Below are 25604 nucleotides of genomic sequence, written 5' to 3' on the forward strand. Positions count from 1 at the left end.
GTAGCCGCCACCGCCGGGATACGGCGCCGGTGGCGGCTATCCCGGCGGTGGCGGCTACGGCCCGGCCGGGTACGCCAACAACGACGAGAAGACCTGGGCCCTGGTGGCGCACTTCGGTGGCGCCGCGGGCGTCATCATCGGTGGCGGTCTGCTCGGCTGGGTCGCCCCGCTGATCGCGATGATGACCCGCGGCCAGCAGTCGCCGACCGTACGCGCCCACGCGGTCGCGGCGCTGAACTTCCAGATCACCTGGACCATCGCCAGCGTCCTCGCCTGGGTGATCACGGTCATCACCTGCGGGATCCTGTTCTTCGTCCCGATGCTGGTCTGGCTGGTGCCGCTGATCTTCGGGATCATCGGCGGGGTCAAGGCCAACGAGGGTGTGCTCTACCGCTACCCGATGACCTACAACTTCGTGAAGTGACACCGCCGGCCGGCCGAGGGGGCGGCCGGCCGGCGCCGGTCACGGCGGCAGGTCGCGTACCACCGCGTCGGCCAGCAGCCGTCCGCGCAGCGTCAGCACCACAAGCCCCCGCGCGTACGCCCCGGCGTCGAGCAGCCCGGCGTCCCGGGCCCGCTCGGCGCCCGCCCGGCCGGGCTCGTCCAGCACGTCCAGCGGCAGCCCGGAGGCGAGCCGCACCCGCAGCATCACGTCCTCCATGTGCTGCTCTTCCGCGCTGAGCACCTCCCGGGCCAGTGCCGGCGAGGCGCCCTCGGCCAGCCGCGCCGCGTACGCGCTCGGGTGCTTGACGTTCCACCAGCGCACGCCGCCGACGTGGCTGTGCGCCCCCGGGCCCAGGCCCCACCAGTCGGCGCCGGTCCAGTAGAGCAGGTTGTGCCGGCACGCCGCCGCCGCCGAGCGGGCCCAGTTCGACACCTCGTACCAGGAGAAGCCTGCCGCGCCGAGCGCCGCCTCCGCGGCCAGGTAGCGGTCCGCCGCCACGTCGTCGGAGGGGTACGGCAGCTCGCCCCGGCGCATCCGCGCGGCCAGCCGGGTGCCGTCCTCCACGATCAGGGCGTACGCGCTGACGTGGTCCACCCCGGCGTCGACCACCTGGGCCAGCGAGGCGGCGAAGTCGTCTGCCGTCTCGCCCGGCGTGCCGTAGATCAGGTCCAGGTTCACGTGCTCGAACCCGGCGTCGCGCGCCTCCAGCGCGGCGGCGGTGGCCCGGCCCGCGCTGTGCCGCCGGTCCAGCACCGCGAGCACCCCGGGCGCGGCGGACTGCATGCCCAGCGAGATCCGGGTGTAGCCGGCCGCCCGCAGCGTCTTGAGCGACTCCGGGGTCACCGACTCCGGGTTGGCCTCGGTGGTCACCTCCGCGTCGGCGGCCAGCCCCCAGACGCGGTCGATGCCGTCGAGGATCCGGGCCAGGTCGTCGGCGGGCAGCAGGGTCGGCGTGCCGCCGCCGACGAAGACGGTGTCGACCCGCTGCGGCGGCGAGTCGCCCAGCACCCGGGCGGCCAGCGCCAGCTCGGCCAGCACCGAGTCGGCGTACGTCTCCCGGCTCGCCCCGCCGCCCAGCTCGGAGGCGGTGTACGTGTTGAAGTCGCAGTAACCGCACCGGCTGGCGCAGAACGGCACGTGGACGTACACGCCGAAGCCGCGCGCGCCGACGGCGCGACGGGCGGTGGCGGGCAGCGATCCGTCGCGCGGGACGGGTTCGCCTTCTGGAAGGACGCCGGGCATGGCCACTAGTGTGCCCGGCATGACCTCTCCGGACGCTCTCGTGCGAGTCGCCACGGCCCGTGGGGTGACCACCCTCACCCTGGACAGCCCGCACAACCGCAACGCGCTCTCCACGCCCCTGATGACCCAGCTGCTGGCCGGGCTCGCCGACGCGGTCGCCGACGACGCGGTACGCGCGATCGTGCTCGACCACACCGGCCCGGTCTTCTGCTCCGGCGCCGACCTGAAGGAGACCGCCGCCGCGTACGCCAGTGGCACGGTGCCCGCCGGGATGCTCGGCGACGTGCTGGTGGCGGTGCGGGAGTGCCCGAAGCCGGTGGTCGCGAAGGTCGCCGGGCCGGCCCGGGCCGGTGGGCTGGGCCTGATCGCCGCCGCCGACCTGGCGGTCTGCGCGCAGGAGGCGACGTTCGCGTTCACCGAGGTGCGGATCGGGGTGATCCCGGCGGTGATCTCGGCGACCGTGCTGCCCCGGCTGGACCAGCGGGCCGCCGCCGAGCTGTACCTGACCGGCGACACGTTCGACGGCCGCCGCGCCGCCGAGGTCGGCCTGGTCACCGCCGCGGTGCCGGCCGGCGAGCTGGACGCCGCCGTCGAGCGCTACTGCGCCTCGCTCGTCAGGGGCGCGCCGGGGGCGCTGGCCGGGGCGAAGGAGCTGCTGCGCCGGCCCGCCGCGACGGAGCTGCGGGCCGAGATCGCCGAGTTGGCGGCGCTGTCCACCGGGTACTTCCTCTCGGACGAAGGACGTGAGGGCGTCATGGCGTTCCGGGAGAAGCGGCCCGCCGCCTGGGTGCCCGCCGGAGACTGAGGTGCACGGCGGGGCCCGGCTGGTCACCTTCGGTGGTGGCGGGCCCCGCCCGGCGGCACGGCGCCGGTCACGTGGTGGCGGGACGGCCACTCGGCCGAGACGCGGCGGCGCGGGGCCGACGTACGCTTGTCGGACTGTCGGGACAGGGGGTGCGGGTGCGGACGCGAGCGGCGATCGTGGCATCTGGTGTTGCGGTGTGCGTACTGGCGCTGCTCGCGGTCTATGTCGTGACCAAGCAGTTCGGCGAGCACCTGCGGCTCCCCCTGGCCAGCCGGACCTGCACGGTGCAGGCCGACGGCGAGGTGGTGCTCGGCGCCGACCAGATGGCGAACGCGGCGACCATCGCGGCCATCGGCATGCAGCGCCGGATGCCCGAGCGGGCGGTGGTGGTGGCGCTGGCGACCGCGTACCAGGAGTCGCACCTGCGCAACATCGCGCACGGCGACCGCGACTCGCTCGGCCTGTTCCAGCAGCGCCCGAGCCAGGGCTGGGGCACCCCGGAGCAGGTCCAGGACCCGCGGTACGCGGCGAACAAGTTCTACGCCGCGCTGAAGAAGGTCAAGGGCTGGGAGCGGATGCGGGTCACCGACGCCGCCCAGCGGGTGCAGCGCTCGGCCTTCCCCGAGGCGTACGAGAAGTGGGCCGACGAGTCGGAGGTCCTGACCCGCGCGTTGCTCGGCCACGCGACCGGCGCGGTGGCCTGCACGGTGAGTTCGCCGCCGACGATGCGCGGGCCGGCCGCCGCCAGCGCCGTGCTGGAGAGCCTGTCGCTGGACTGGGGGCTGCCCCGGCTGGCCACGGCGACGGACCTGACCGCGCTCACCGTGCCGGCGGGCGACGACCGCAACGGCTGGCGGTACGCGCACTGGCTGGTCTCGCACGCCGACGACCACGGCGTGAAGAAGGTCCGCTTCGGCAACCTGGAGTGGACCGCCGAGCAGGGCTCCTGGGCCCGGGTGAAGGGCGACCCGGCCACCGAGGTAGTCGGGGAGGTGTTCGCCGCGGCCTGACCGGCCGCCGCCCTCAGCCCTTCACAGCTCCCGCGACCAGGCCGGAGACCATCCGGCGCTGCACCAGCAGGAAGAAGACGATCACCGGCAGGGTGAACAGCGTGGACGCGGCCATCACCGAGCCCCAGGCGGTGTCGTCGCGGCCGAAGAAGAACGTCATCGCCACCGGCAGCGTGTACTTCTGCTGGTCGTTGATGAAGGTCAGCGCGAAGATCAGCTCGTTCCAGGCGGTGATGAACGAGAAGATGCTGGTGGCGACCAGGCCGGGCGCGACCAGCGGGAACAGCACCTTGCGGAACGTCTGGGCCCGGCTGGCGCCGTCGATGGCGGCGGCCTCCTCCAGTTCCTTCGGCACCGCGGCGACGAAGCCGCGCAGCATCCAGACCGCGAACGGCAGCGAGAAGCCGAGGTACGTGAGGATCAGGCTGGGCAGCGTGTTGTAGAGACCGAGCCGCTGGATCATCAGGAACAGCGGGATGACCAGCGCCTCCAGCGGGATCATCTGCACCACCAGCAGCATGATCAGGAACGTGGTGCGCAGCTTGAACCGGAACCGGGCCACGGCTGTCGCGGCGAGCAGCGCGACCAGCCCGCTCAGCAGCACCGTGGCCCCCGCGACGAGCACGCTGTTGAGGAAGAAGTCGGTGAACGTCACGCCCGGGATCAGGTTGCCGGTGAGGATCTCCCGGTAGTGCTCCAGCGTCGGCTCGGCCGGCACCGGCCGGGGCGTGGACGAGAAGATCTCCCGGTTGGGCTTCAGCGACGTCGCCACCATCCAGTAGACCGGGAACGCGGCGAAGAGCGCGACCAGCAGGCCCGCGCCGTTGAGGGCGATCTTCTTCATCATTCGTCCTCCTGCCGCAGCACCATGCGGACGTACAGGGCGGTCACCACGAGCAGGATCACGGTGAGGATCACGGCGATGGCGGAGCCGAGGCCGTACTTCGGCGGCGGTGAGAACGCCTCCGCGTACGAGTAGATCGACAGCATGAACGTCGACCGGTCCTGGGTGCCGCCGGCCAGCACGAACTGCTGGGTGAAGACCTTGAAGTCCCAGATCGTGGAGAGCACCACGAGGATGCCGAAGACCGGCCGCAGGATCGGGAACGTCACCTTCCAGAACACCTTCCACGGGCCGGCGCCGTCGACCCGGGCCGCCTCCTGCAACTCCGTCGGCACGCTCTTGAGCCCGGCCAGCACGCTCACCGCGATGAACGGGAACGAGTGCCAGACCACCACGAGCGTCAGGATGGCGAAGAACAGCAGCGGGTCGTTGAACCAGCCGTACCCGGTCCAGTCGCTGCGCCCGAACAGCGCCGTGGACAGCCCGTCGGGAAGCTTGTTGAACAGCCACGTGACCAGGCCGCTCGTGTCGTCGAAGATCCACTTCCAGACGATCGTGCCGGTCAGCGCCGGGGTGGCCCAGGCGAGCATCACGCAGCTCGCCACGAACGTGGCCATCTTCTTGCCCAGGCGGTTGAGCAGCAGCCCGACCAGCGTGCCGAGGACCATCGTGAGCGCCACGTTGGCGACCGCGAACAGCACCGTGTTGCGCAGCACCGTACGGAAGAACGGGTCGCCGAGGATCTGCGCGTAGTTGGCCAGGCCGATCCACGGCCACTCGCGGTCGCCGCGCAGCTGCCGGACGCTGTCCAGCTTGTGGAAGGACATCCACACGACCTGGCCGAGCGGCCAGAGCAGCAGCACGGCGATGATCGCCAGGCAGGGCAGGAGCAGCAGGTACGGAAGGTGGTCCACCCGGCGACGGCGCCGCCGCGCGGGGGTCTCCCGCGCGGCGGCCTCGCCGGTGGCCTCGGTCAGCGTGGTCACTTGGCGTTGAGAATGCTTTCCATCTCGGTGGCCGCGTCGGCGGTGGCCTTCTCGACCGTCTTCTGGCCCTTGATGACCGAGCTGTTCATCGCCTGGGTCACCGTCTTGGTCCGGCTGACCTCGACCCACTTCGGGGTGAGCGGGGTCAGCTTGGTGTTCTGGATGGCCGTGGCGAACGCGGCCATCACCTTGTCGTTGGCGTAGTCGCCGCTGCTGACCAGGTCCTGGTAGACCGGGAAGAAGCCGAGGCTGCTCGCGAACTCCTTGTCCTTCTGCTTGCTCAGCAGCACAGTCATGTAGTCCCAGGCCAGCGACTGCCGCTCGCTGTCCTTCCAGATGGCGATGTCGGAGCCACCGGCGAACGCCGGGGCGGCCTTGCCGTCCGGGCCGGGGATCGGGAACGTGCCCCACACCTTCTCGATGTCCGGGTTGTCCTTCTTCATCGCGCCGCCCTGCCAGCTTCCGGCGAACGCCATGGCGGCCTTGCCGGTGGCGAACTGGGTACGGGCGTCGACCTCGTTCCACCCGGCGGCGGCCGGCGGGGCGACCTTGTGCACTGTCACCAGGTCGGTCCAGAACTTGACCGCCTTCTGCGCCTCGGGGGTGTTATAGCCGGACTTCCAGCTGTCCCCCTCCTTGGTGGCGATCTCCGCGCCGGCACTCCAGAGGAAGGAGTAGAACGGCAGCTCGGAGTTGCCGGGCAGGGCGATGCCGTAGGTGCCGGGCTTCTTGGCCTGCACCGCCTTCGCGGCGGCGACCATCTCGTCCCAGGTCGTCGGCGGCTTCACGCCGGCCTCGGCGAACCAGTCGGTGCGGTAGTAGACGGCGCGCACGCCGGCGTACCACGGCACGCCGTACTGCTTGCCGTCGAGCTGGGCGTTCTTGACCAGGTCGGGCAGGATGTCCTTGCCCTCGGACCAGCCGTTGAACTTGTCCGACACGTCGGCCAGAGCCTCCTGCGCGGCCCAGCCCTGGGTCTCGGTGTTGCCCAGCTCGGTGACGTCCGGGCCCTCGCCACCGGCGAGCGCGGCCTGGAACTTCTTCGGCGCCTCGAGCCAGGGGATGTACTGCACCACCACGTCGGTCTCGGGGTGCTTCTTCTTGAACTCCGCCTCGACGCTGTCGAGGAACGCGGTCTGGGCGTCGCCGCCCTCACCCATCATCCACACAGTGAGCTTGCTGTTGTCGGCGGCCTTGTCGTCGTCGCCGGAGCCACCGCACGCGGTCAGCACCAACGCGGCCGACGCCACGATGGCGGTGACCGGAGCCAGCCGCTTCCACCTGTTCACGCCATATCTCCCTCAGGGCCGTTTGGCACTAACCTTCTCCGCCGCACCTTAGTAGGAAAATTTCCTTTACAACAGGGGGTGTTCGTGACGGAGGGCACAGGCGACCGTATCGCAGCCGGGGCCCGGCCGACATCGATGCCGTCCGGGCAGTTCAGAGCCCACGAACGCCGACGGGCGCCCGGCCGGTGAGGCCGGGCGCCCGTCGAGGCGCGTGGTGCGGGGTCAGTAGCGCGAGACGCCGCGGCGACGGCCGACACCGGCCACCAGGGCCACGCCGATCGCGGCGAACAGCACCTGCAGCATCAGCTCGCGCCAGTCGATGCCGGCGGTCTCGGCGAAGCCGGAGGCCCGGGCGACGAGCGTGCCCAGAAGCGCGGCGCCGACGCCGATCAGCATGTGCAGCCACATGGGCATGTTCTGCCGGCCCGGCACGACCAGCCGGCCCAGCGCGCCGACGATCAGACCAACGACCAGCGCCGTGATGATGCCCCAAACGGTGAGCTCCATGGTCGCCCTCCTCCTTAAGATCCGGTCACACGTTTTTGTGTGGTTACTGTCGTGATCGCTAAGTTCCCGACCGCCCGGAAATCCAAACCGACTCCGATGACGAATTGTTCAGACGTACCCTGACCTGCTACTTCTCCCCGAAACCGGGCGCGGCGGGCGGGCCCGGCACACCGACGGGGTTCAATGCGCCGAATACGCCGACGGGTGCCCGGCCGATGCGGCCGGGCACCCGTCGAGGCGCGTGATGCGTCGATCAGTAACGCGAGACGCTGCTGCGGCGGCCGACGCCGGCCACCAGGGCCACACCGATGGCGGCGAGCACGACCTGCACGGCCAGCTCGGCCCAGTCGATGCCGGCGGTCTGCGTGGCGATGCCGAGCGCGCGGGCCAGGACGGTGCCCAGCAGCGCCGCGCCGACGCCGATCACCATGTGCAGCCAGATCGGCATGTTCTGCCGGCCCGGCACGACCAGCCGGCCCAGCGCGCCGACGATCAGACCCACGACCAGCGCGGTGATGATGCCCCAGACGGTGAACTCCACGGTCGTCCTCCTAAAGCGATTTCGCACGTTCTGTGCGGTTGCTGTCGTGACCGCTAAGTGCCCGACGCATCGAAAACCGAAACCGGCCGCATCGACCGCCACCCTCCCGGCCGACGCGAACCCGCAGGTGGGAGCGCTGCCAGAGGCTGAAAATCTCCTGGGTACGCGAACGGCCGGCGCCCCTGCGAGGGGACGCCGGCCGCTGCGCGGAGCCGGACCGCTACTTCTTGCCGGCGGGCTTGCCGTCGCCGGAGTCGGACGAGAGCGCCGCGATGAACGCCTCCTGGGGGACCTCCACCCGGCCCACCATCTTCATCCGCTTCTTGCCCTCCTTCTGCTTCTCCAGCAGCTTGCGCTTGCGGCTGATGTCACCGCCGTAGCACTTGGCGAGCACGTCCTTGCGGATCGCGCGGATGGTCTCCCGGGCGATCACCCGGCTGCCGATCGCCGCCTGGATCGGCACCTCGAACTGCTGGCGCGGGATCAGCGAACGCAGCTTCGCCGCGATCGTCGTGCCGTACGTGTACGCCTTGTCCTTGTGCACGATCGCGCTGAACGCGTCGACCGGCTCGCCGTGCAGCAGGATGTCCACCTTCACCAGGTCCGACGCCTGCTCGCCGGAGGGCTCGTAGTCCAGTGAGGCGTAACCCTTGGTACGGCTCTTGAGCTGGTCGAAGAAGTCGAAGATGATCTCGGCCAGCGGCAGCGTGTAGCGCAGCTCCACCCGGTCGGCGGAGAGGTAGTCCATGCCGAGCAGGCTGCCCCGGCGGCCCTGGCACAGCTCCATCACCGCGCCGACGTAGTCGTTCGGGGTCAGCACCGTCGCCCGCACCGTCGGCTCGTACACCTCGGCGATCTTGCCGGTCGGGTACTCGCTCGGGTTGGTGACCACGATCTCCTCGCCGTCCTCCTGGATGGCCCGGTAGACCACGTTCGGGGCGGTGGAGATCAGGTCGAGGTTGAACTCCCGCTCCAGCCGCTCCCGGATGATCTCCAGGTGCAGCAGGCCGAGGAAGCCGCAGCGGAAGCCGAAGCCCAGCGCGCCGGAGGTCTCCGGCTCGTAGACCAGCGCGGCGTCGTTGAGCTTGAGCTTGTCCAGCGCCTCGCGCAGGTTCGGGTAGTCCGAGCCGTCGATCGGGTAGAGCCCCGAGTAGACCATCGGCTTCGGGTCCTTGTAACCGCCGAGCGCCTCCTTGGCCGGGTTGTTGTTGATGGTGACCGTGTCACCGACCCGGGACTGGCGCACGTCCTTCACGCCGGTGATCAGGTAGCCCACCTCGCCGACGCCGAGCGCGTCGGCCTTGACCATCTCCGGCGAGATGACACCGATCTCCAGCAGCTCGTGGACCGCGCCGGTGGACATCATCTTGATCCGGTCCCGGGCCGAGATCCGGCCGTCGATCACCCGGACGTACGTGACCACGCCCCGGTAGACGTCGTACACCGAGTCGAAGATCATCGCGCGGGCCGGGGCCTCGGCCTCGCCCACCGGCGGCACGAACTGCCGGACGATCTCGTCCAGCAGGTACGGCACGCCCTCGCCGGTCTTGCCGGAGACCTTGATGCAGTCCGCCGGGTCGCCGCCGATCAGGTGCGCCAGCTCCTCGGCGTACTTCTCCGGCTGGGCGGCCGGCAGGTCGATCTTGTTGAGCACCGGGATGATGTGCAGGTCGTTCTCGAGCGCCAGGTAGAGGTTGGCGAGCGTCTGCGCCTCGATGCCCTGCGCGGCGTCGACGAGCAGGATCGCGCCCTCGCAGGCGGCCAGCGAACGGGACACCTCGTAGGTGAAGTCCACGTGGCCCGGAGTGTCGATCATGTTGAGCACGGCTGTCTCACCGGCCCGGTCGCCCTCGCGGATCGTCCACGGCATCCGCACGGCCTGGCTCTTGATGGTGATGCCGCGCTCGCGCTCGATGTCCATCCGGTCCAGGTACTGCGCGCGCATCTGCCGTGGGTCGACCACACCGGTGAGCTGCAACATCCGGTCGGCCAGGGTCGACTTCCCGTGGTCGATGTGGGCGATGATGCAGAAGTTCCGGATGCGCGCCGGGTCGGTGGCACCAGGAGCGTTCGCGCCGGGATCGAGCGTCGGTGGCACAGCGGTCCGTTCTGGTCGGCTGACGTGAGCGGGCCGGCGCGCCGCCGGCCCCCTCCATGGTCCCACGTCGCCCCGGGAGCGCCCGGACTCCCCCTTTACTCCACTGCTATTCCACGGGTGGCTCCACGAAGAGGGTGGCCAGCCTCGGCAGCCGACGCCGGGCCTCCTCCTCGTCGTCGAAGTCCCAGAAGTCGTTCAGGTCGGGCACCGGCACCGGGTCGCGCTCGGCCGGCAGGTCGGTCGCGGTGGCCTTCCGGTACGCGTCCCACGGCACCGCCAGCATGTCCTCGCACTCGAACTCCTCGCCGCTGAGCGCCGCCGCCCGCACCTGCGGCAACTCGGCGAGCGAGTCCGGGTCGCCGACCGCCTTGGCGAACACCGCCCGGCCCTGGGTCATCAGCCAGCCCCGGAAATACTCGAAGCCGTCGTCCGAGGCGCCGCCGTTGATCAGGTACGCCGCGCCCCAGAGATCCACCCGGTAGGAGGCGGCGAGCACCCGCCGCTGGTGGTGGGCGTACCCGACGATCTCCTCCGGGTCGCGCTCGGCCAGCAGCGCGACCGCCCGGGCGGCGACCGCGTCGGGCTCTCCCCCGGCCCCGGCGCGGGCGTCGTCGATCAGCTGCCAGAACTCGTCGGTCCTCATGGCAGGCAGTCTGGCAGAGCCCTCCGACGCGCCGGTTCGCCGCGCGCCGCCGGTGCGGCGGGGCGGCGCGGCCCGCGTGCGGCAGCATGGTGCGGTGCGTGCGATCTCACTCCCGCCCGTCGCGTACGGGTCGACGGCCGTGCGGCCGGGCTGGACCGACCTGCCGGCCGGGCTGCGGAACGCGCTGGCCGCCCGGCTCGGCGGCCCACCGGCGGCGGTACGGGTGGCCGCCGGCGGGTTCACCAGCGGATTCGCCGCCGTGCTGACCGGCCCCGACGGTGAGCGTGTGTTCGTCAAGGCGGCGGCGCTGCACGGGCAACGGCACCTGGTCGACTGGTACGCCCACGAGGCGGCGATCCTGGCCCGGCTCCCGGCCGGCCTGCCGGTGCCCCGGCCGCGCTGGGCGCTCACCGAGTCCGGCTGGTACGCGCTGGCGCTCGACGCGATCGACGGGCACACCCCCGCGCTGCCCTGGGCGCCGGCCGAGCTGGACGCCGCCCTCGCCACGTACGCCGAGGTGGCCGCCGCCCTCGCCGACCCGCCTGCGCAGCTGGCCGCGCTCCCGCTCCCCCGGCTCGCGGACCTGGCCCGCGACGACATCCTCTGGTGGGGCGAGGTGGCCGCCGGGCGCGAGCCGCTGCCCGAGCAGGCCGCCGGCGCCCCGCTGGCCGAGCTGGTGGCGCTGGAGTCGCGCCTGCCCGGGTACACCGACGCGGCCCCCGGGCTGGCCCACGGCGACCTGCGGGTGGACAACCTCCTGATCGACTCCGGCGGGCGCGCCTGGCTGTGCGACTGGCCGTGGCTCTGTCACGGGCCGGCCTGGTTCGACCTGGCCGGGCTGATGCTCACCGCGTACGCCAGTGGCCTGGACGCGGACGCCGCGTTCGCCGGTCACCCGGCGGTGGCAGGGGCGCCCGCTGATGCGCTGGACGTGACGCTGGCCGCGCTGGCCGGCTACTACCTGACCGGAGCCGCCGCCGAACCGTCGACGGCGTCCCCGCACCTGCGCGCCCACCAGCGCTGGAGCGGCGAGCAGGCGCTCAGCTGGCTGGCCGAGCGGCGAGGCTGGTCCTGACCCCACCCCGCCGGTTCCCCATGACCCACCCCAGCTCAACAAGGTGGCGCGCATCCCACCGAACCGCCCCCCTTGATCCACACCAGTACGGCGAGGTGGCTGCATCACACCGCCCCTGACCCCACCACCTCCCCGATCTGGCGCGCCCGTCCATCGACCCTCGTTCTTGATCCACACCAGCACGGGGAAATGGCCACATCACACCGGCGCTGACCCCGCCACCTCCCCGAACTGGCGCGCCGCCCGACCAGCCTGGGAACGGCGGTCGGACTGGTGTGATCCCTGGGTGTGACGGCATGCTGGTGACGGTGGCGGGTGGGCCCCGGCCGGAGGCGTTTTGGCTCGTCGGGGACCGACCTGGTAGCCTGGCTTTTCGCGCGGCGATGACGCATGCTCGTCGTGCGCGAAAGCAGACCAACCCGAGCTATCAAGACGAGGCTGTCGCGTGGCGAACATCAAGTCCCAGATCAAGCGCAACCGGCAGAACGAGAAGCGCCGGCTGCGTAACAAGTCGGTCAAGTCGTCGCTGAAGACCGCCATCCGGAAGTTCCACGAGGCTGCCGAGGCGGGCGACGCCGAGAAGGCCACCGTGCTGATGCGTGAGGCCACCCGGAAGCTGGACAAGGCTGCCAGCAAGGGTGTCATCCACGCCAACCAGGCGGCCAACCGGAAGTCGGCGATCGCCAAGCGCGTCGCCTCGTTCTCTGCCTGACCGGCACCGCAGATCCCGACCGGAAGCCCCGGGGCCATCGAGCCCACGGGGCTTCCGGCTGTCCCACTCCGATCACGCCGCAGATCTTGGTACGAAACGGCCCCCTGAGGGGCGGTTCCGTACCAAGATCTCCGCGCGAAGGCGCGGGGCGCGGCGCGGGGAAGAGGCGCTGCTAGCGCTCGGTCGGGCGGTCGAACGTCGCGCGTTGCGGGTGGTGGTAGCGGACGCCCCGGGAGTCGGCTGGCGTGCCGCCCGGCAACGACCGGACGCTCCGGACCGCGCCGCTCGGCAGCGCGCGGGCGCTCGCGGGCACCCGGGCCCGGCCGACCACCGGCTCCATCTGTCGCCGGAAGCGGTCCCGCTCCTGCTCGGGCACCAGCGCCGCGGTGCGGACGACCATCTCGGCGACCACGTCGTTGAGCTTGACCATCGCGGCCACCGCGATCGGCAGCACCAGCACCGCCCACCAGCTCACCAGTTCGGCGAGCGCTAGGAGCACGGCGAGCGCCATCGCGCCCTCGAAGAACAGGAAGCAGAGCACCCCGCCCGGGTTGACGAAGCGCAGGCCCAGCACCCGGGCGTAGAGCGGGCGGTACCGTTCCTCGTCCGTGGCCACAGTCGACCACGATCGGGTCACCGGGCGCCGCCCTGCCGGGCCGCGGCCACCGAGAACACGGCTCGCTCCAGCGCGTACGCACGGTCGTCGGCGCCGCCCTTGACCGCCGCGTTGCACTCGGCGGCCACCCGCATCGCCTCGACCAGGCCCTCCGGCGTCCAGCCCCGGGCCCGCACCTGAGCCTTCTCGATCTTCCAGGCCGGCATGCCCAGCGTCTTGGCCAGCTGGAACGGGCTTCCCCGCCCGGCGGCGGCGACCCGGGCCACGGTTCGTACGCCGTCGGCCAGCGCGTCGGCGATCGGCACCGGATCGACGCCGACGTGCAGCGCCCAGCGCAGCGCCTCCAGCGCGCCGGGCACGTCGCCGACCATCGTCGCGTCGGCCACCGTGAAGCCGGTCACCTCGGCCCGCCCCCGGTAGTAGCGGGCCACCGTGTCCGCGCCGATCCGCCCGTCCGTGTCGGCGAGCAGCTGCGAGCAGGCGGCGGCCAGCTCACGCATGTCGTTGCCGACTGCCGCGACCAGGGCGTCGGCCGCGTCCGGCGTGCACTTGCCCCCGTTACGGCGGATCTCGTCCCGCACGAAGGCGGCCCGTTCCCGGTCGCCCTTGAGCTTCATCGCCGGCACCACCGTGGCGCCGGCCGCCCGAAGCCCGTCGGCGAACGCCTTGCCCTTGGCCCCGCCCAGGTGCAGCACGACGAGCTGCACGTCCGGGTCGGGGTTCTTCGCGTACGCCAGTAGCGCGGTGGACAGGTCCTTGCGGGCGTCCTGACCGGAGCGGAGCACCAGCACCCGGCGGCCGCCGAACAGCGACGGGCTGAGCATCTCGGCGATCTCGCCGACGGTGAGCGTGCCGGCCTGGTATTCCCGCACGTCCACGTCGGGGTCCACCTCGCGGGCCCGGGCGACGGCTTCGGTCACCGCTCGCGTGGCGAGCAGCTCCTCGTCGCCGAGGACGAGCACAATAGGAGGCAGGTCGGCGGGGGTCACGTCGCCCATACTCGCACGCCCTCCGACCCGATCGGACCTGGTCATCGAGGACTGTGACGGCACAGCCCGCACTCAGCGCAAATCCAGACATTTGCCTTGATCCACCATCTATCCCAACAAGATTCGCCCGCTCACCGCTGTCGTACCGGATCGGGGCCGCGCGTCACCACGGCGAGGCCGGCGCCGACGCGCACGGCGGCCAGGTCACCGCCGGTGTCGGTACGCAGCACCCGCGCGCCGCCCCGGGCCAGCCGGTCCAGCAGCCCGGCGTTGGGATGCCCGTAGTCGTTGTCGACGCCCACGCACACCAGCGCCACCGCCGGGCGCACCGCGGCGAGGAACTGCGGATCCTGGTACGCCGAGCCGTGGTGGGCCACCTTCAGCACGTCGGCCCGGATCGCGGCGGCCGGCATCGTCTCCAGCATCGCCCGCTGCTCCTCCGTCTCGGCGTCACCGGCGAGCAGGACCCGTACCCCGGCCACGGTGGCGGTCAGGACGAGTGAGTTGTTGTTCGGGTCGGACCGGCTGCCCCGCAGCGGGTACGGCGGCCCGACCGCGACCAGGTCCACCGCTCCGGCCCGCCACCGCCAGCCCGCCTGCGCGGCGGCGAGCGGCGCACCGGCCCGGCGGGCCGCCTCGCGTACCTGGGCGGCGCCGTAGGGCGGCTCGGACCAGGACGGACCCACCACCGCGCCCACCCGCCGGCCCCGGAACACCCCGGCCACGCCGCCGACGTGGTCGACGTGGAAGTGACTGACCACCAGCAGCGACACCTCACGTACGCGCAGGCGGCGCAGGCAGGCGTCCACGCCGGACGGGTCCGGTCCGGCGTCGACCACCACGGCCCGGCCGGCCGCCACCGGCAGCACCACGGCGTCCCCCTGTCCCACCGCGCACGCCACCACCACCCAGCCGCGCGGCGGCCAGCCGGAGGCAAGCAACCGGATCGGCGCCGCGCCGAGCACCACAGCCATCACCACGACCGCGACCAGCCGCCGCGCCCGGCGTCGGCGGAAGGCGAGCAGCAGCGCCACGCTCACCCCCGCCAGCAGCAGGGCCCCGGCCACCCCGCCCACCCAGGGCAGGTTCCCGGCCGGCAGGTCCGCCCCGTGCGCGGCCACCGCCACCAGCCAGCGCGCCGGCCAACTCGCCAGCCAGGCCAGGAACTCCGCGCCGCCCGGCCACACCGGCGACAGCACCGCCGCCAGCACACCGAGCACAGTGGCGGGCGCGACGGCCGGCACCGCCAACAGGTTCGCCGGCACCGCCACCAGGCTCACCGTCGCGGACAGTCCGGCGATCACCGGGCCGCAGGCGAGCTGCGCGGCGGCCGGCACGGCGAGCGCCTCGGCCAGCCCGGGCGGTACGCCCCGGCGGCGCAGCGCGTCCCGCCATCCCGGCGCGAGCAGCAGCAGTCCCCCGGTGGCGCAGACCGACAACGCGAACCCCGGGTCGCCCGCGAGGTCCGGGTCGTACAGGATCAGCCCGGTGACCGCCGCGGCGAGCGCGGGCAGCGCCGACCGGGACCGCCCGGCGGCCAGCGCGGCGAGCCCGATCGCACCCATCGCGGCGGCGCGCACCACGCTCGGCGAGGGCCGTACCAGGATGACGAACCCGACCAGGGCGAGCACACAAAGCGTGGCGGCGGTACGCGGACCGGCGCGCGCCCAGCGGGCCAGCAGCAGCACCGCGCCGACCACTATCGCCACGTTGGAGCCGGACACCGCGTTGAGGTGCGTCATCCCGGTGGCCCGGAAGTCCTCCTCCACCTCGGGCAGCAGCCGGCTGGTGTCCCCCACCACGAGGCCGGGCAGCAGCCCGCCCGGCGCGTCCGGCAGCGGCGCACAGGCGCGCTGGAGCCCTGATCGCAGCACCCCGGCCGCCCGTTGCGGCCAGGACGCGCTGCCGCGCAGCGTGGGCGGATCGGCGGCGGAGAGCACGGCGGCGGTCAGGTCACCGCCGCGCGGGGCGGACAGCCGCCCCTGGGTGGTGACCCGCTGACCCGGCAGCAGCGGCCGCCAGGCCGGGTCGGTGGCCAGCACCAGGGCGCGTACCGGGCCGGTGACCCGCGCGCCGTCGCCTCCGGTGAGGCGGACCAGGTCGACGCGGACCAGGAGCATCGGTGGCCGGCCGGGGGCACCGCGTACCGGGCGGGGATCGTCGCGCAGCACGAGGTCGGCGGTGACCACTGCGCCTTCGGTGACCAGCGCTCGTACCGCCGTGGCGTCGCGGATCGCGAGCCGGGCGCCGGTGGCGGCCGCCCCGCAGACCACGCCGAGCAGCACGGCGACCGCGATCCAGCCGTAGCGGCGGGCCGGCTCGCCGGGTCGACCGAGTACACCGCAGCGGCGCAGGCCCGCCAGGAGGGCGAGCGCGGCGGCGACGGCGGCCGTCCACACGGTCGCCCGGACGGTGAGGTGCAGCCCGGCCAGCGCGGCGAGCCACGCGGCCACCGCCAACCCGGCCAGCCGCAGGTCGGGCACGTCGCGGACAGGCGCAGGGTCACCGTCGAGGACGGGCGAGGCAGGGGCACGCCGGCCGGTCACACCGTCACCAGTTCCTTGAGCTGCTCGTACCGGGCGTCGCCGATGCCGTCGACCTGCCGCAGGTCGGACACGGACCGGAAGCCGCCGTGCTGGTCGCGGTGGTCGAGGATCCGCTGGGCGAGCACCGGGCCGACGCCGGGTAGCGCGTCGAGTTGGGCAAGCGTCGCGGTGTTCAGGTTGACCGGTCCGGCCGGCGCCGCAGGTCCGCCCGGCGCACCGCCTGCGCCCGCCGCGGCGGGCCCGCCCGGTCCCGGTGGGGCGGTCACACCGACCAGGATCAGTTCACCGTCGGTGACCTTGCGGGCGGGGTTGAGCAGCGCGACGTCGACGCCGGGCAGCGCGCCGCCTGCTGCCTCGACGGCGTCGGCCAGCCGGGCGCCGGCCGGCAGCCGGACCAGGCCGGGGCGGCGGACCTTCCCGGCCACCGCGACGACCACCTGACCCGGTGCGCCGGCTGACGCGGGCACCCCGGTGACCGCCTCGGTCGCCGCGCCCACAGGCGCCTCGGAGGACGCCGTCACCGGCGGCACGGGTTCGGTGCTCGGACGCGAGCGCCAGGCCCAGACGGCGGCCACCACGACCACCAGTGCCGCCACCGCCGCGACGGCCCGCACACCCCGGCGGCCGGGATCGAACGCCCCGGGGCCGGGCAGCCGGGACGCCAGGCCGCGCGCGGCCACCGGAGCATCGTGGGACGGGCCGTCGTCGGCGTCCGGCTCGGCGGACCAGGGGTTCGCCCCGGACGAGGGTTCCCGCCCGCCGTCGCGCTCCGGGAAGCCGGGACGCAGCCCGAGACCCGGCTCGGCCTCGCCGGGCCCAGGCCCGAACAGCCGGGCGAGCCGCCGCCGTACCGTCGTCTCCTCGTCGTCTGGCACGGCTCGGGACGCTACGGCGACAGCTCGTCCCGCATCGGCCGATGAACGCTCACCTGTGGACAACCAAGGGACTGTGGACACACACCCGATCAAGCCCTGGCCGTGCTATGTGGCCGAAACTACGGTCAGCGCGCCTCCGGGTCCAGGCCGAGCGCGGCCCGTCCCCCGTCGACCGGCACGACCGCGCCGTTGACGAACGAGGCGCGTTCGGAGAGCAGGAACGCGACCACCTCGGCCACCTCGTCGGTACGCCCGATCCGGCCGAGCGGGTGCAGCCGGGCCATCTCCGCTTCGACGCGCGCGACCTCGGCCGGGTCGAGTCCGGCCAGGTAGGCGGCGTGCCGTTCAGTGTGGACGGAGCCGAGCGCCACCGCGTTGGCGCGGATCCCGTGGCGGCCGTAGTCGACGGCGAGCGCCCGGGTCAGCCCTTCCAGCGCGGCCTTGGCGGTGGCGTACGGCAGCGCGCCCGGCACCGCCCGGCGGGCCTGGTGGGACGAGACGTTGACGATCGCGCCGCCGGTCCGGGCGGCCAGGAACCGGCGTACGGCGGTGCCGGCCCCGGCCACGGCGGGCCGCAGGTTGAGCGTGATCAGGTCGACCACCTCGCTCGCGGGCGCGCGGTGCAGGTCGGCGTCGCGGAAGACGGCGGCGTTGTTGACCCAGCCGGCCAGTGGCGCGTACGCCTCGGCGCGGTCGGCGGCCCGGCCGGTGACCGCCTCGTCGCCGGCGTCCCCGGTCACGGTGTGCAGCCGGTCGGCGAGCGGATGCCGGGCCAGCCAGTCCAGTGCGCTCGTGTCCCGTTCGACCACGACCACGATGCCGCCGTCGGTGGCCAGCCGTTCGACGATGGCGCGTCCGACGCCGCGCCCGCCGCCGGTGACGACATACGACCGGAGGTTCATCCGGCCACCCTAGGGTGTACGGCGGTGGACCACCACGCACGCCAGCCCCGGCCCGGCGTGGGCGGCGACCACCGCTCCGGCCTCGGTGACGTACGTGTCGTGCAGCCGGTCGCCCAGCCGCTCGGTCAGCGCCGTCAGCAACTGCTCGGCCCGCTGCGGCGCGGCGAGGTGGTGCACCGCGACGTCGACCTGGGCGTCGTCTGCCGCCTCGACGGCGAGGTCGACCAGCCGCGCGACTCCCCGGCTGGCGGTACGGACCTTGTCCTTCACCACGATCGCGCCATCCGGCATGTGCATGATCGGCTTTACCGAGAGCGCGGTGCCGAGCAGCGCCTCGGCCGCGTTGATCCGGCCGCCCCGGCGCAGGAACTCCAGCGTGTCGACGTAGAAGTAGATGGTGGTGCGGGCGACCGCGTCCAGCGCCGCGTCGCGTACCCCGGTCAGGTCGGCGCCCCGCGCGGCGGCCGCGGCGGCCGCGAGCGCCGGGAAGCCGAGGCCCATGCCTGTGGATCGGCTGTCCACGACCGTGACGCGGTCGTCGCCGACCTCGGCGGCGGCGAGCCGGGCGGCCTCGACGGTGCCGGACAGCTCGGCGGACAGGTGCACCGACACCACGCCGTCGGCACCCTCGGCGAGCAGCGTGCGGTAGACCTGCACGAACTGTTCCGGCGCGGGCCGGGACGTGCTCACCGAGACCCGCCGGGCGCTCAGCGCGCGGGTGGCGTCGGCGGGTGAGGTCTCGACGCCCTCCAGCCCTTCGGCGCCGTTGAGGACGACTGTGAGCGGGACGACGGTGAGCCCGCGTGCGCGGGCCAGGTCGGAGGGCAGGTAGGCGGTGGAGTCGGTGACGACCGCGACGGGCATGACCGGCACGCTAGCCGATGGCGCGGTGACACGCCGGGGCCGGAGGTGTCAGACCGCGTCGGTGAGCGCCGCCCGGGTGACCAGACCGACGTTGTGCGCGCGCAGGTGCCAGCCCCGGACGTCGTTGTGGCGCAGTTCGGTCCAGTGGCAGTTCGCCAGCGCGCCGAGGCTGCGCAGCACCGTGTGGTCCCAGCCGAGCAGGTGCCCGACGCCCTGCCGGGCGCCGCCGCCGTGCGTGGTCACCACGACCGTGCCGCCGACGGCGAGGTCGGCCGCGTCCTGGAACCCGGCGCCGAGCCGGGCACCCAGGTCACCCAGGGGTTCGAGGCCGGCGCCCGGGTCCGGGTCTCCGGCCCGCCAGCGGGCGTACTCGTCGGGGAACCGTTCGGCCACCTCGGTCAGGGTGAGGCCCTGCCACTGGCCGAAGTGCCGTTCCCGCAGCCGCGCGTCGGTGCGGACCGGCAGCCCGGTCAGCGCCGCGAGCGCGGCGGCGGTGTCGGCGGCCCGGCGCAGGTCGCTGGCGACGATCGCGTCCGGGCGCAGCGCGGCGAGTACCGGGGCGGCGGCGTGGGCCTGCTCGCGGCCGAGGTCGTTGAGGGGCACGTCGGTCTGGCCCTGGACGCGGCTCGCGGCGTTCCAGTCGGTGTTGCCGTGCCGCCAGATGATCAGTCGGGTCATTCGGCGGTGGCGCTGCCGGCGGCCGAGTCGGCCAGGTCGCGATCGGTGAACGGGATCTGCGGGCAGTCCTTCCAGAGCCGTTCGAGCGCGTAGAACTCGCGCTCCTCGGTGTGCTGGACGTGGACCACGATGTCGACGTAGTCGAGCAGCACCCAGCGGCCGCCGCGCTCGCCTTCGCGGCGCACCGGCTTGGCCTTCTCCGGCAGCTCCAGCAGGCGCTCCTCGATGGCGTCGACGATGGCGAGCACCTGACGCTCGTTCGGAGCGGCGGCCAGCAGGAACGCGTCGGTGATCGCGAGCTGGTCGCCCACGTCGATGATGACGATGTCCTGTGCCTTCTTGTCGGCCGCGGCCTGGGCGGCGGCCATCGCCAGCTCGTGCGCGCGCTCGGAAACTGTCACCGTTCTCCTTCGATCAACCGTGCGACCCTCCAAGCCTCTCACACCCGGCGGTGCGGCGACTTGTCAGTTCTGGTCGATTTCAGGCACAAACGCGGACATAAAGCGCGGAATCACCGCTGATAGAGACGTCGTTTCGCGATGTACTGCACCACACCGTCGGGCACCAGATACCACACCGGTTCGCCCCGGGCGACCCGCGCGCGGCAGTCGGTCGAGGAGATCGCCATCGCGGGCACCTGCACGAGGCTCACCGAGTCGGCCGGCAGGTGCTTGTCGGTCAGTTCGAAGCCGGGCCGGGTAACGCCGATGAAGTGGGCCAGTTCGAGCGCCTCGTCCAGATCCTTCCAGGAGAGGATGCGCTCCAGCGCGTCCGCGCCGGTGATGAAGAACAGCTGCGCCTTCGCGCCGTACTCGGCGTGCAGGTCGCGCAGCGTGTCGACGGTGTAGGTGGGGCCGCCGCGGTCGATGTCGACCCGGCTCACCTGGAAGCGCGGGTTGGAGGCGGTGGCGATCACCGTCATCAGATAACGGTCCTCAGCCGGGGTGACCGCTTCCTCCGCCTTCTGCCACGGCTGTCCGGTGGGCACGAAGACCACCTCGTCCAGACCGAACCGGTCGGCCACCTCGCTCGCCGCCACCAGGTGCCCGTGGTGGATCGGGTCGAACGTGCCGCCCATGATGCCGACCCGCCGGATGTCTTCCTCCACCCAGCGATCGTAGGCCGCCCGCCCGACGGCCCCGGGCGGGGTCCGCCGTCGAGCGCGCCGGGCGGTCCCCCACCCGGCGCACTCCCAGCTCAGGCCGACGCGGCGGCCACCGCCGTCCGGGCCACGAGCGCCCGGCGCATGTCGTCGTCCAGGTCGGTCACCCAGCGCCGCAGGCCCGGCGTCAGGTCGTCGCGGGCCAGCAGCGCCGCGGCCATCTCCCGGGTGGGCTGCGCCACGGCGTAGCGGGGGTAGGCGGCCACCGTGACCGCGTCGGCCACCCACGCGGTACGCAGACGCGCCGCCGCCGGCATGTCGGTGAAGTAGCGCTGCACGTACCCGGCGGTCAGCTCTGCCTGCTCGGGCTGCCAGAAGCCCTCGGCGGTCGCCTCGACCAGGCGGTTGGACAGCTCGGTGCTGCGGGTGACGATCTCCCAGGCGGCCCGCTTCGCGTCGGCGTCGGGCAGCGCGGCCCGGCACGCGGTGGCCTGCTCGGCGCGGCTGGCGCTGCGGTCGGCGTCGGCCTCGGCGTCGATCTGCGGCGTACCGGCCGCGCCGAGCACCACCAGCCGGCGCAGCACCGCCCAGCGCAGGTCGGTGTCCACGGCCAGCCCCGACGGCACGTCCTTACCGGCCAGCCAGCCGGCGAGCATCGCGGTGTCGGTGGTGGCGGCGATCAGGCCCCGCGCCGCCGCCAGTTGCAGGGAACCGCCCGCGGGGGCCGAGTCGAGCAACGCCGCGCAGGCGGTCGCCACCCGCAGCAGCGCCGCGTCCCGGCCGAGCGGGTCGAGGTAGCGGTCGATCAGCCGGCGACTGAGCAGCAGCACGTCCTCGACGATCGTCACCTCGGTCTCGGCGGGCAGCGCCGCCGCGATCAGCGCGGCCAGCGCGCCGGCCGGCCGTTCCCCGTCGGTGACCGCGTCCAGCGCCTCGCCCCAGAGCAGCGCCCGGGCAAGCGGATCGTCGAGCCCCGGCAGCAGCAGCGGCACCGCGTCCGCCGAGGCCGGGTCGAGGCGGATCTTGGCGAACGTCAGGTCACCGGCGTTCGGCAGCACGAGCCCGGTGGCGGGCCGTCCGACCAGCTCGGGCAGCGGCGTCCGGCCGCCGTCGGCGTCGGGGTCGAGGTCGACGTCGAACCGGTACGCCGGGCCGTCGGCGGTGTGGTGGGCCACGCCGATACGGTGCGGCCGCAGCACCGGGTGGCTCGCCGGGGCGGTCTGCACGATCGCCACGTCGGTCCACCGCCCGTCGGCGTCCACGGCGGTGTCGACCCGCAGCGTGTTCACCTGCGCGCGGCGCAGCCAGCGTTCCGCCCAGCCGGCCAGGTCGCGGCCGCTCGCCGTACCCAGGGCGGCCAGCAGGTCGGCGAGCGTCGCGTTGCCGAAGCGGTGCGCGGCGAAGTGCGCGTTCAGCCCGGCCAGGAACGCCTCGTCACCGAGCCAGGCGACGAGCTGGCGCAGGACGCTGGCGCCCTTGGCGTACGAGATGCCGTCGAAGTTCAGCAGCGCCCGGGCGGCGTCTGCCACCTCCTCCGGCGCGACCGGATGGGTGGAGGGGCGCTGGTCGGCGGTGTAGCCCCAGGCCTTGCGACGGCTCGCGAACGTGGTCCACGCCCGGTCGAACCGGGTCGCCTCGGCGGTGACCCGGGTGCCCAGGTATTCGGCGAAGGACTCGTTGAGCCACAGGTCGTCCCACCAGCTCATGGTGACCAGGTCGCCGAACCACATGTGCGCCATCTCGTGGGCGATGGTCGTGGCGCGCAGCTCCCGCTGGGTGTCGGTCACCGCCGAGCGGAAGACGTAGTCGTCGCGGATCGTGACCAGGCCCGGGTTCTCCATCGCGCCGGCGTTGAACTCGGGCACGAACGCCTGGTCGTACTTGCCGAACGGATAGCGTTCGGCGAACAGCTCGTGGAAGCGGTCGAGGCACTGGCGGGTGACTGTGAAGATCTCGTCGGCGTCGACATCCAGGTGCTCGGCGAGCGAGCGCCGGCAGTAGAGGCCGAGCGGGATGCCGTCGTGCTCGGCGCGCAGCACGTGCCACGGCCCGGCGATCAGCGAGACGAAGTAGGTGGCCAGCGGCTCGGTGGTGGCGAACTCCCAGCGGCCGGGTGCGGGCCGGTCGGCGAGCGGCCCGTTGGCGGCGACTGTCCACTCCGGCGGCGCGGTGACGGTCAGCGTCACCGGGGCCTTCAGGTCGGGCTGGTCGAACGCGGCGAAGAGGCGCGGCCCCTCGTCCAGGAAGGACAGCGCGTAGAGGTAGGTCTCGCCGTCGGCCGGGTCGACGAACCGGTGCAGCCCCTCGCCGGTGTTGGAGTAGGCCATCTCGGCCTCGACGGTGAGCGTGTTGTCGGCGGCCAGGCCGGTCAGCGGCAGCCGGCCGTCCGCCAGCAGGGCCGGGTCGAGGTCGCTGTCGTTGAGGCGGGCGGCGAGGAGTCGGCGCGGCTTGACGTCGACGAAGGTCTCGGCGCCGGGGGTGGCCCGGAACCGGATGGTGACGGCGGAGCGGAACCGCTCGGCGTCGCCGGTCAGGTCGAGGTCCACATCGTAGGACTCGACGGTGATCGACGCGCGGCGCGCGGTCGCCTCTGCACGGGTGAGGCTCGGCATCCGCTTATCCTGCCCGATGTGGTCCGCTCGGGCCGCCTCGTTACGCATGGCGATGGAGGAGCAGCGATGGGTCAGCACCCCAAGGGCGATTTCGACCTCTCCCGGGCGGTTTGGCAGCGGGCAGAGGGCGACACCTCCGAGGGAGCGGTCGAGGTGGCATTCGTCGACGACCTGATCGGTATGCGCAACTCCGCCGAGCCGGACGGGCCCGTGCTGGTCTTCACCCAGGCCGAGTGGGACGCGTTCGTCGCCGGCGCCCAGGACGGCGAGTTCGACCTGGACTGAGCGCACCTCAGTCACCGTCGCCCCAGCCGAGGCCGCCCGGACCGGGCGCGTGGTGGAAGCCGGGGTGCCCGGCGCCGCCGGCGCAGCGCTCGCCGTCGGGCCCGACCGCGTCGCAGAACAGCCGCTCGGCCCGGTGCCAGGCGTCCGCCGGGGACAGGGCCGCCGCGCCGAGCGCCAGCTCCGGGCGGAGCAGGCCGAGCGCTTCGGCGTACGCCACCGCCTGCTCCCGCGCGACGGCGGGATCGGTGGCGGCGAAGCCCAGGTGCACGGTGAAGTACCGCGGTGGGCGGGCCCCGGCGCGCCGGGGCCCGCCGATCAGCGGACCGTCGCGGCCGTCCCCGCGCAGCCCGGCCCACGCCTCGCGGTGCCGCCGTGCCGCGCTGTCGTCACGCATCAGTGCCCTCCCCCGTCGCCGGTGACCGCCGCCGGACACCACGCCGGCGGGCGCCGGACCGGTAGCCGCCGGTCCGCGTGCCTCGAGGGAACCAGCTTTTCCGCCGCCGGGGAGGGGCCAGCGTCCGCCCGACCGGCTGGCCCCTCCCGCGTGCGGCCCGAGCTGCTGAGATGAAGGGTTCGGCGGCGTCGCCCGGGGTAGGTAGGCAGCGCCGCCCAACCGCGTCAGGAGCAGCCGACATGAGCACCATGCCGAGCGACCGGAGCCCGGACAGCACGCTCGCCTTCATCCGGGAGGGCTACCGTTTCGTCGGCTCCCGCTGCGACCGCCTCGGCACCGACGTGTTCCAGACCCGGCTGCTGCTGGAGCCGACGATCTGCCTGCGCGGCCGGGAGGCCGCCGAGCTGTTCTACGACGAGGAGCGGTTCGTGCGGCGGGGCGCCATGCCGATGCGCGGGCAGCGCACGCTCACCGGTGTCGGCGGCGTGCAGGGCCTGGACGGGCAGGCGCACCGGGTCCGCAAGGCGATGTTCATGTCGATCATGACGTCGGCCGCGATCCGCCGCCTCGGGGAGATCTTCGACGAACAGTGGCAGGCCCGGATCCCGGTCTGGGCCCGCAACGGCCCGGTGGTGCTCTACGACGAGGTGGGCGAGATCCTGACCCGTACGGTCTGGGCCTGGGCCGGGGTGCCGCTGGCCGAGGCCGACGTGCCGCGCCGCACCGCCGAGATGCACGCGATGATCGAGGCGCCGGCCGCGCTGGGCCCCCGGCACTGGCGCGGCCGGCTCGGCCGCTACCGCGCGCAACGATGGGCCGGCGACCTGATCGAACGGGTACGCGCGGGCGCGGTGCCCGCCCCGGAGGGCAGCGCGCTGGCGGTCGTCGGCGGGCACCGGGACGAGCGGGGACTGCCGCTGCCCAGCCGGATCGCCGCAGTGGAACTGCTCAACGTGCTGCGCCCCACAGTCGCGGTGGACCGGTACGTGGTCTTCTCCGCGCTGGCGCTGCACGACCATCCGCACTGGCGGGACCGGCTGCCCGGCGACGACGCCGCGACCGAGCGGTTCGTGCAGGAGGTACGCCGCTACTACCCGTTCTTCCCGGTCGCCGCGGCCCGGGTGCGCCGCTCGTTCCAGTGGCGGGGGTACACGTTCCCGCAGGGCCGGCGGGTGCTGCTCGACCTGTACGGCACCAATCACCACCCCGACGTGTGGCCGGAGCCGGAGCAGTTCCGCCCCGAGCGCTTCACCGGCTGGCGCGACGACCCGTTCGGCCTGGTCCCGCAGGGCGGCGGCGACCACTTCACCGGCCACCGCTGCGCCGGCGAGTGGATCACCATCGAGCTGATGAAGCGGGCCGTGACGAACCTGGCCGGCACGATGGACTACCGCGTACCGCCGCAGGACCTGGCGCTCGACCTGGGCGCCATGCCGGCGCTGCCGCCCAGCGGGCTGGTGCTCGACGGCGTACGCCCGGTCGACGCGGTACATCGGGCCGGCGGGGTGCGCCCGCTGCGCTGAACGGGCGCCCCCTCGTCGGGC

Annotated in this window: 25 protein-coding genes and 1 pseudogene; 7 read left to right on the forward strand and 19 right to left on the reverse strand. The window is 73.3% G+C overall.

Translation table 11 applies throughout. The annotated features are described in order from the left end of the window. Positions 1 to 94 precede the first annotated feature (94 nt). Positions 95 to 424: pseudogene (locus BAW75_RS24685) on the forward strand (DUF4870 domain-containing protein); the annotation flags it as partial. Between the two features lie 39 nt (positions 425 to 463). Here BAW75_RS24685 and hemW read toward each other — a convergent pair. Continuing rightward, on the reverse strand, positions 464 to 1687 hold the full coding sequence (hemW, locus tag BAW75_RS24690; protein ID WP_208635302.1) for a radical SAM family heme chaperone HemW: 1224 nt from the start codon (positions 1685 to 1687) through the stop codon (positions 464 to 466). Positions 1688 to 1706: 19 nt separating this feature from the next. Between hemW and BAW75_RS24695 the strand changes: the two genes are divergently transcribed. Together BAW75_RS24695 and BAW75_RS24700 are read left to right on the forward strand one after the other, a co-directional pair. Continuing rightward, positions 1707 to 2492 (forward strand): enoyl-CoA hydratase-related protein, encoded by a 786-nt coding sequence (locus BAW75_RS24695; RefSeq protein WP_104115073.1) that lies wholly within the window; start codon positions 1707 to 1709, stop codon positions 2490 to 2492. A 149-nt stretch (positions 2493 to 2641) separates the two neighbouring features. Beyond that, the gene (locus tag BAW75_RS24700; protein ID WP_208635301.1) at positions 2642 to 3502 is read left to right on the forward strand and encodes a hypothetical protein; all 861 of its coding nucleotides are present in this window, start codon (positions 2642 to 2644) and stop codon (positions 3500 to 3502) included. Positions 3503 to 3515: 13 nt separating this feature from the next. On the opposite strand, the gene BAW75_RS24705 is transcribed toward BAW75_RS24700, so the two are convergent. The 7 genes from BAW75_RS24705 to BAW75_RS24735 all read right to left on the reverse strand — a co-directional run bounded on the left by BAW75_RS24705 (position 3516) and on the right by BAW75_RS24735 (position 10410). Continuing rightward, entirely contained in the window at positions 3516 to 4349 is an 834-nt protein-coding gene (locus tag BAW75_RS24705) for a carbohydrate ABC transporter permease (RefSeq protein ID WP_064448692.1), read from the reverse strand. Next, entirely contained in the window at positions 4346 to 5332 is a 987-nt protein-coding gene (locus BAW75_RS24710) for a carbohydrate ABC transporter permease (RefSeq protein WP_064448693.1), read from the reverse strand. The genes BAW75_RS24705 and BAW75_RS24710 overlap by 4 nt, the downstream gene beginning before the upstream one ends. Further along, positions 5329 to 6621 carry a sugar ABC transporter substrate-binding protein gene (locus tag BAW75_RS24715; RefSeq protein ID WP_104115054.1) on the reverse strand — a complete coding sequence of 431 codons (1293 nt, stop codon included), beginning with the start codon at positions 6619 to 6621 and terminating at the stop codon, positions 5329 to 5331. The genes BAW75_RS24710 and BAW75_RS24715 overlap by 4 nt, the downstream gene beginning before the upstream one ends. A 222-nt stretch (positions 6622 to 6843) precedes the next feature. After that, complete coding sequence (locus BAW75_RS24720; RefSeq protein WP_043328998.1) at positions 6844 to 7128, reverse strand: GlsB/YeaQ/YmgE family stress response membrane protein; 285 nt, start codon at positions 7126 to 7128, stop codon at positions 6844 to 6846. A gap of 253 nt (positions 7129 to 7381) precedes the next feature. Further along, on the reverse strand, positions 7382 to 7669 hold the full coding sequence (locus BAW75_RS24725) for a GlsB/YeaQ/YmgE family stress response membrane protein (protein WP_043328996.1): 288 nt from the start codon (positions 7667 to 7669) through the stop codon (positions 7382 to 7384). Between the two features lie 220 nt (positions 7670 to 7889). Further along, complete coding sequence (gene lepA, locus BAW75_RS24730; RefSeq protein ID WP_104115055.1) at positions 7890 to 9767, reverse strand: translation elongation factor 4; 1878 nt, start codon at positions 9765 to 9767, stop codon at positions 7890 to 7892. Positions 9768 to 9873: 106 nt separating this feature from the next. Further along, complete coding sequence (locus tag BAW75_RS24735; RefSeq protein WP_043328995.1) at positions 9874 to 10410, reverse strand: DUF4240 domain-containing protein; 537 nt, start codon at positions 10408 to 10410, stop codon at positions 9874 to 9876. Between BAW75_RS24735 and BAW75_RS24740 the strand changes: the two genes are divergently transcribed. Both BAW75_RS24740 and rpsT read left to right on the forward strand, forming a co-directional pair. Next, the gene (locus BAW75_RS24740; RefSeq protein ID WP_244206254.1) at positions 10409 to 11485 is read left to right on the forward strand and encodes a phosphotransferase family protein; all 1077 of its coding nucleotides are present in this window, start codon (positions 10409 to 10411) and stop codon (positions 11483 to 11485) included. The genes BAW75_RS24735 and BAW75_RS24740 overlap by 2 nt on opposite strands. Before the next feature lie 445 nt (positions 11486 to 11930). Beyond that, a complete protein-coding gene (gene rpsT, locus BAW75_RS24745) occupies positions 11931 to 12197 on the forward strand; it encodes a 30S ribosomal protein S20 (protein WP_030503107.1) in 267 nt (88 codons plus the stop codon). Between the two features lie 172 nt (positions 12198 to 12369). On the opposite strand, the gene BAW75_RS24750 is transcribed toward rpsT, so the two are convergent. The 10 genes from BAW75_RS24750 to pepN form a co-directional block, all read right to left on the reverse strand. After that, positions 12370 to 12834, reverse strand: coding sequence for a hypothetical protein (locus BAW75_RS24750; protein WP_104115056.1), 465 nt, complete (start codon positions 12832 to 12834; stop codon positions 12370 to 12372). Then, positions 12831 to 13811 carry a DNA polymerase III subunit delta gene (gene holA, locus BAW75_RS24755; RefSeq protein WP_104115057.1) on the reverse strand — a complete coding sequence of 327 codons (981 nt, stop codon included), beginning with the start codon at positions 13809 to 13811 and terminating at the stop codon, positions 12831 to 12833. Before holA ends, BAW75_RS24750 begins: the two co-directional genes overlap by 4 nt. Before the next feature lie 122 nt (positions 13812 to 13933). Further along, positions 13934 to 16285 (reverse strand): ComEC/Rec2 family competence protein, encoded by a 2352-nt coding sequence (locus BAW75_RS24760; protein WP_104115058.1) that lies wholly within the window; start codon positions 16283 to 16285, stop codon positions 13934 to 13936. A 59-nt stretch (positions 16286 to 16344) separates the two neighbouring features. Further along, positions 16345 to 17223 (reverse strand): ComEA family DNA-binding protein, encoded by an 879-nt coding sequence (locus tag BAW75_RS24765; RefSeq protein ID WP_104115059.1) that lies wholly within the window; start codon positions 17221 to 17223, stop codon positions 16345 to 16347. 125 nt (positions 17224 to 17348) lie between these two features. Further along, positions 17349 to 18125 carry an SDR family NAD(P)-dependent oxidoreductase gene (locus BAW75_RS24770; protein ID WP_104115060.1) on the reverse strand — a complete coding sequence of 259 codons (777 nt, stop codon included), beginning with the start codon at positions 18123 to 18125 and terminating at the stop codon, positions 17349 to 17351. A 9-nt stretch (positions 18126 to 18134) separates the two neighbouring features. Further along, on the reverse strand, positions 18135 to 18989 hold the full coding sequence (locus BAW75_RS24775; RefSeq protein ID WP_104115076.1) for a DegV family protein: 855 nt from the start codon (positions 18987 to 18989) through the stop codon (positions 18135 to 18137). Positions 18990 to 19037: 48 nt separating this feature from the next. After that, the gene (locus tag BAW75_RS24780; RefSeq protein WP_104115061.1) at positions 19038 to 19667 is read right to left on the reverse strand and encodes a histidine phosphatase family protein; all 630 of its coding nucleotides are present in this window, start codon (positions 19665 to 19667) and stop codon (positions 19038 to 19040) included. Next, a complete protein-coding gene (gene rsfS, locus BAW75_RS24785; protein WP_104115062.1) occupies positions 19664 to 20068 on the reverse strand; it encodes a ribosome silencing factor in 405 nt (134 codons plus the stop codon). Before rsfS ends, BAW75_RS24780 begins: the two co-directional genes overlap by 4 nt. Positions 20069 to 20178: 110 nt before the next feature. Then, complete coding sequence (gene nadD / locus BAW75_RS24790) at positions 20179 to 20775, reverse strand: nicotinate-nucleotide adenylyltransferase (RefSeq protein ID WP_030503098.1); 597 nt, start codon at positions 20773 to 20775, stop codon at positions 20179 to 20181. An 89-nt stretch (positions 20776 to 20864) separates the two neighbouring features. After that, positions 20865 to 23381, reverse strand: coding sequence for an aminopeptidase N (pepN, locus tag BAW75_RS24795; protein ID WP_104115063.1), 2517 nt, complete (start codon positions 23379 to 23381; stop codon positions 20865 to 20867). Between the two features lie 66 nt (positions 23382 to 23447). Here pepN and BAW75_RS24800 point away from each other — a divergent pair, with 66 nt between their 5' ends. Continuing rightward, positions 23448 to 23666, forward strand: a complete 219-nt coding sequence (locus BAW75_RS24800) for a DUF397 domain-containing protein (RefSeq protein WP_013287999.1) — start codon at positions 23448 to 23450, stop codon at positions 23664 to 23666. Between the two features lie 7 nt (positions 23667 to 23673). Here BAW75_RS24800 and BAW75_RS24805 read toward each other — a convergent pair whose 3' ends face one another. Then, complete coding sequence (locus BAW75_RS24805) at positions 23674 to 24060, reverse strand: hypothetical protein (RefSeq protein ID WP_104115064.1); 387 nt, start codon at positions 24058 to 24060, stop codon at positions 23674 to 23676. 239 nt (positions 24061 to 24299) lie between these two features. On the opposite strand from BAW75_RS24805, the gene BAW75_RS24810 reads away from it, so the two are divergent. After that, positions 24300 to 25583 carry a cytochrome P450 gene (locus BAW75_RS24810; protein WP_104115065.1) on the forward strand — a complete coding sequence of 428 codons (1284 nt, stop codon included), beginning with the start codon at positions 24300 to 24302 and terminating at the stop codon, positions 25581 to 25583. Positions 25584 to 25604 lie beyond the last annotated feature (21 nt).

It is taken from the genome of Micromonospora chalcea (assembly GCF_002926165.1).
Lineage (GTDB): Bacteria > Actinomycetota > Actinomycetes > Mycobacteriales > Micromonosporaceae > Micromonospora > Micromonospora chalcea.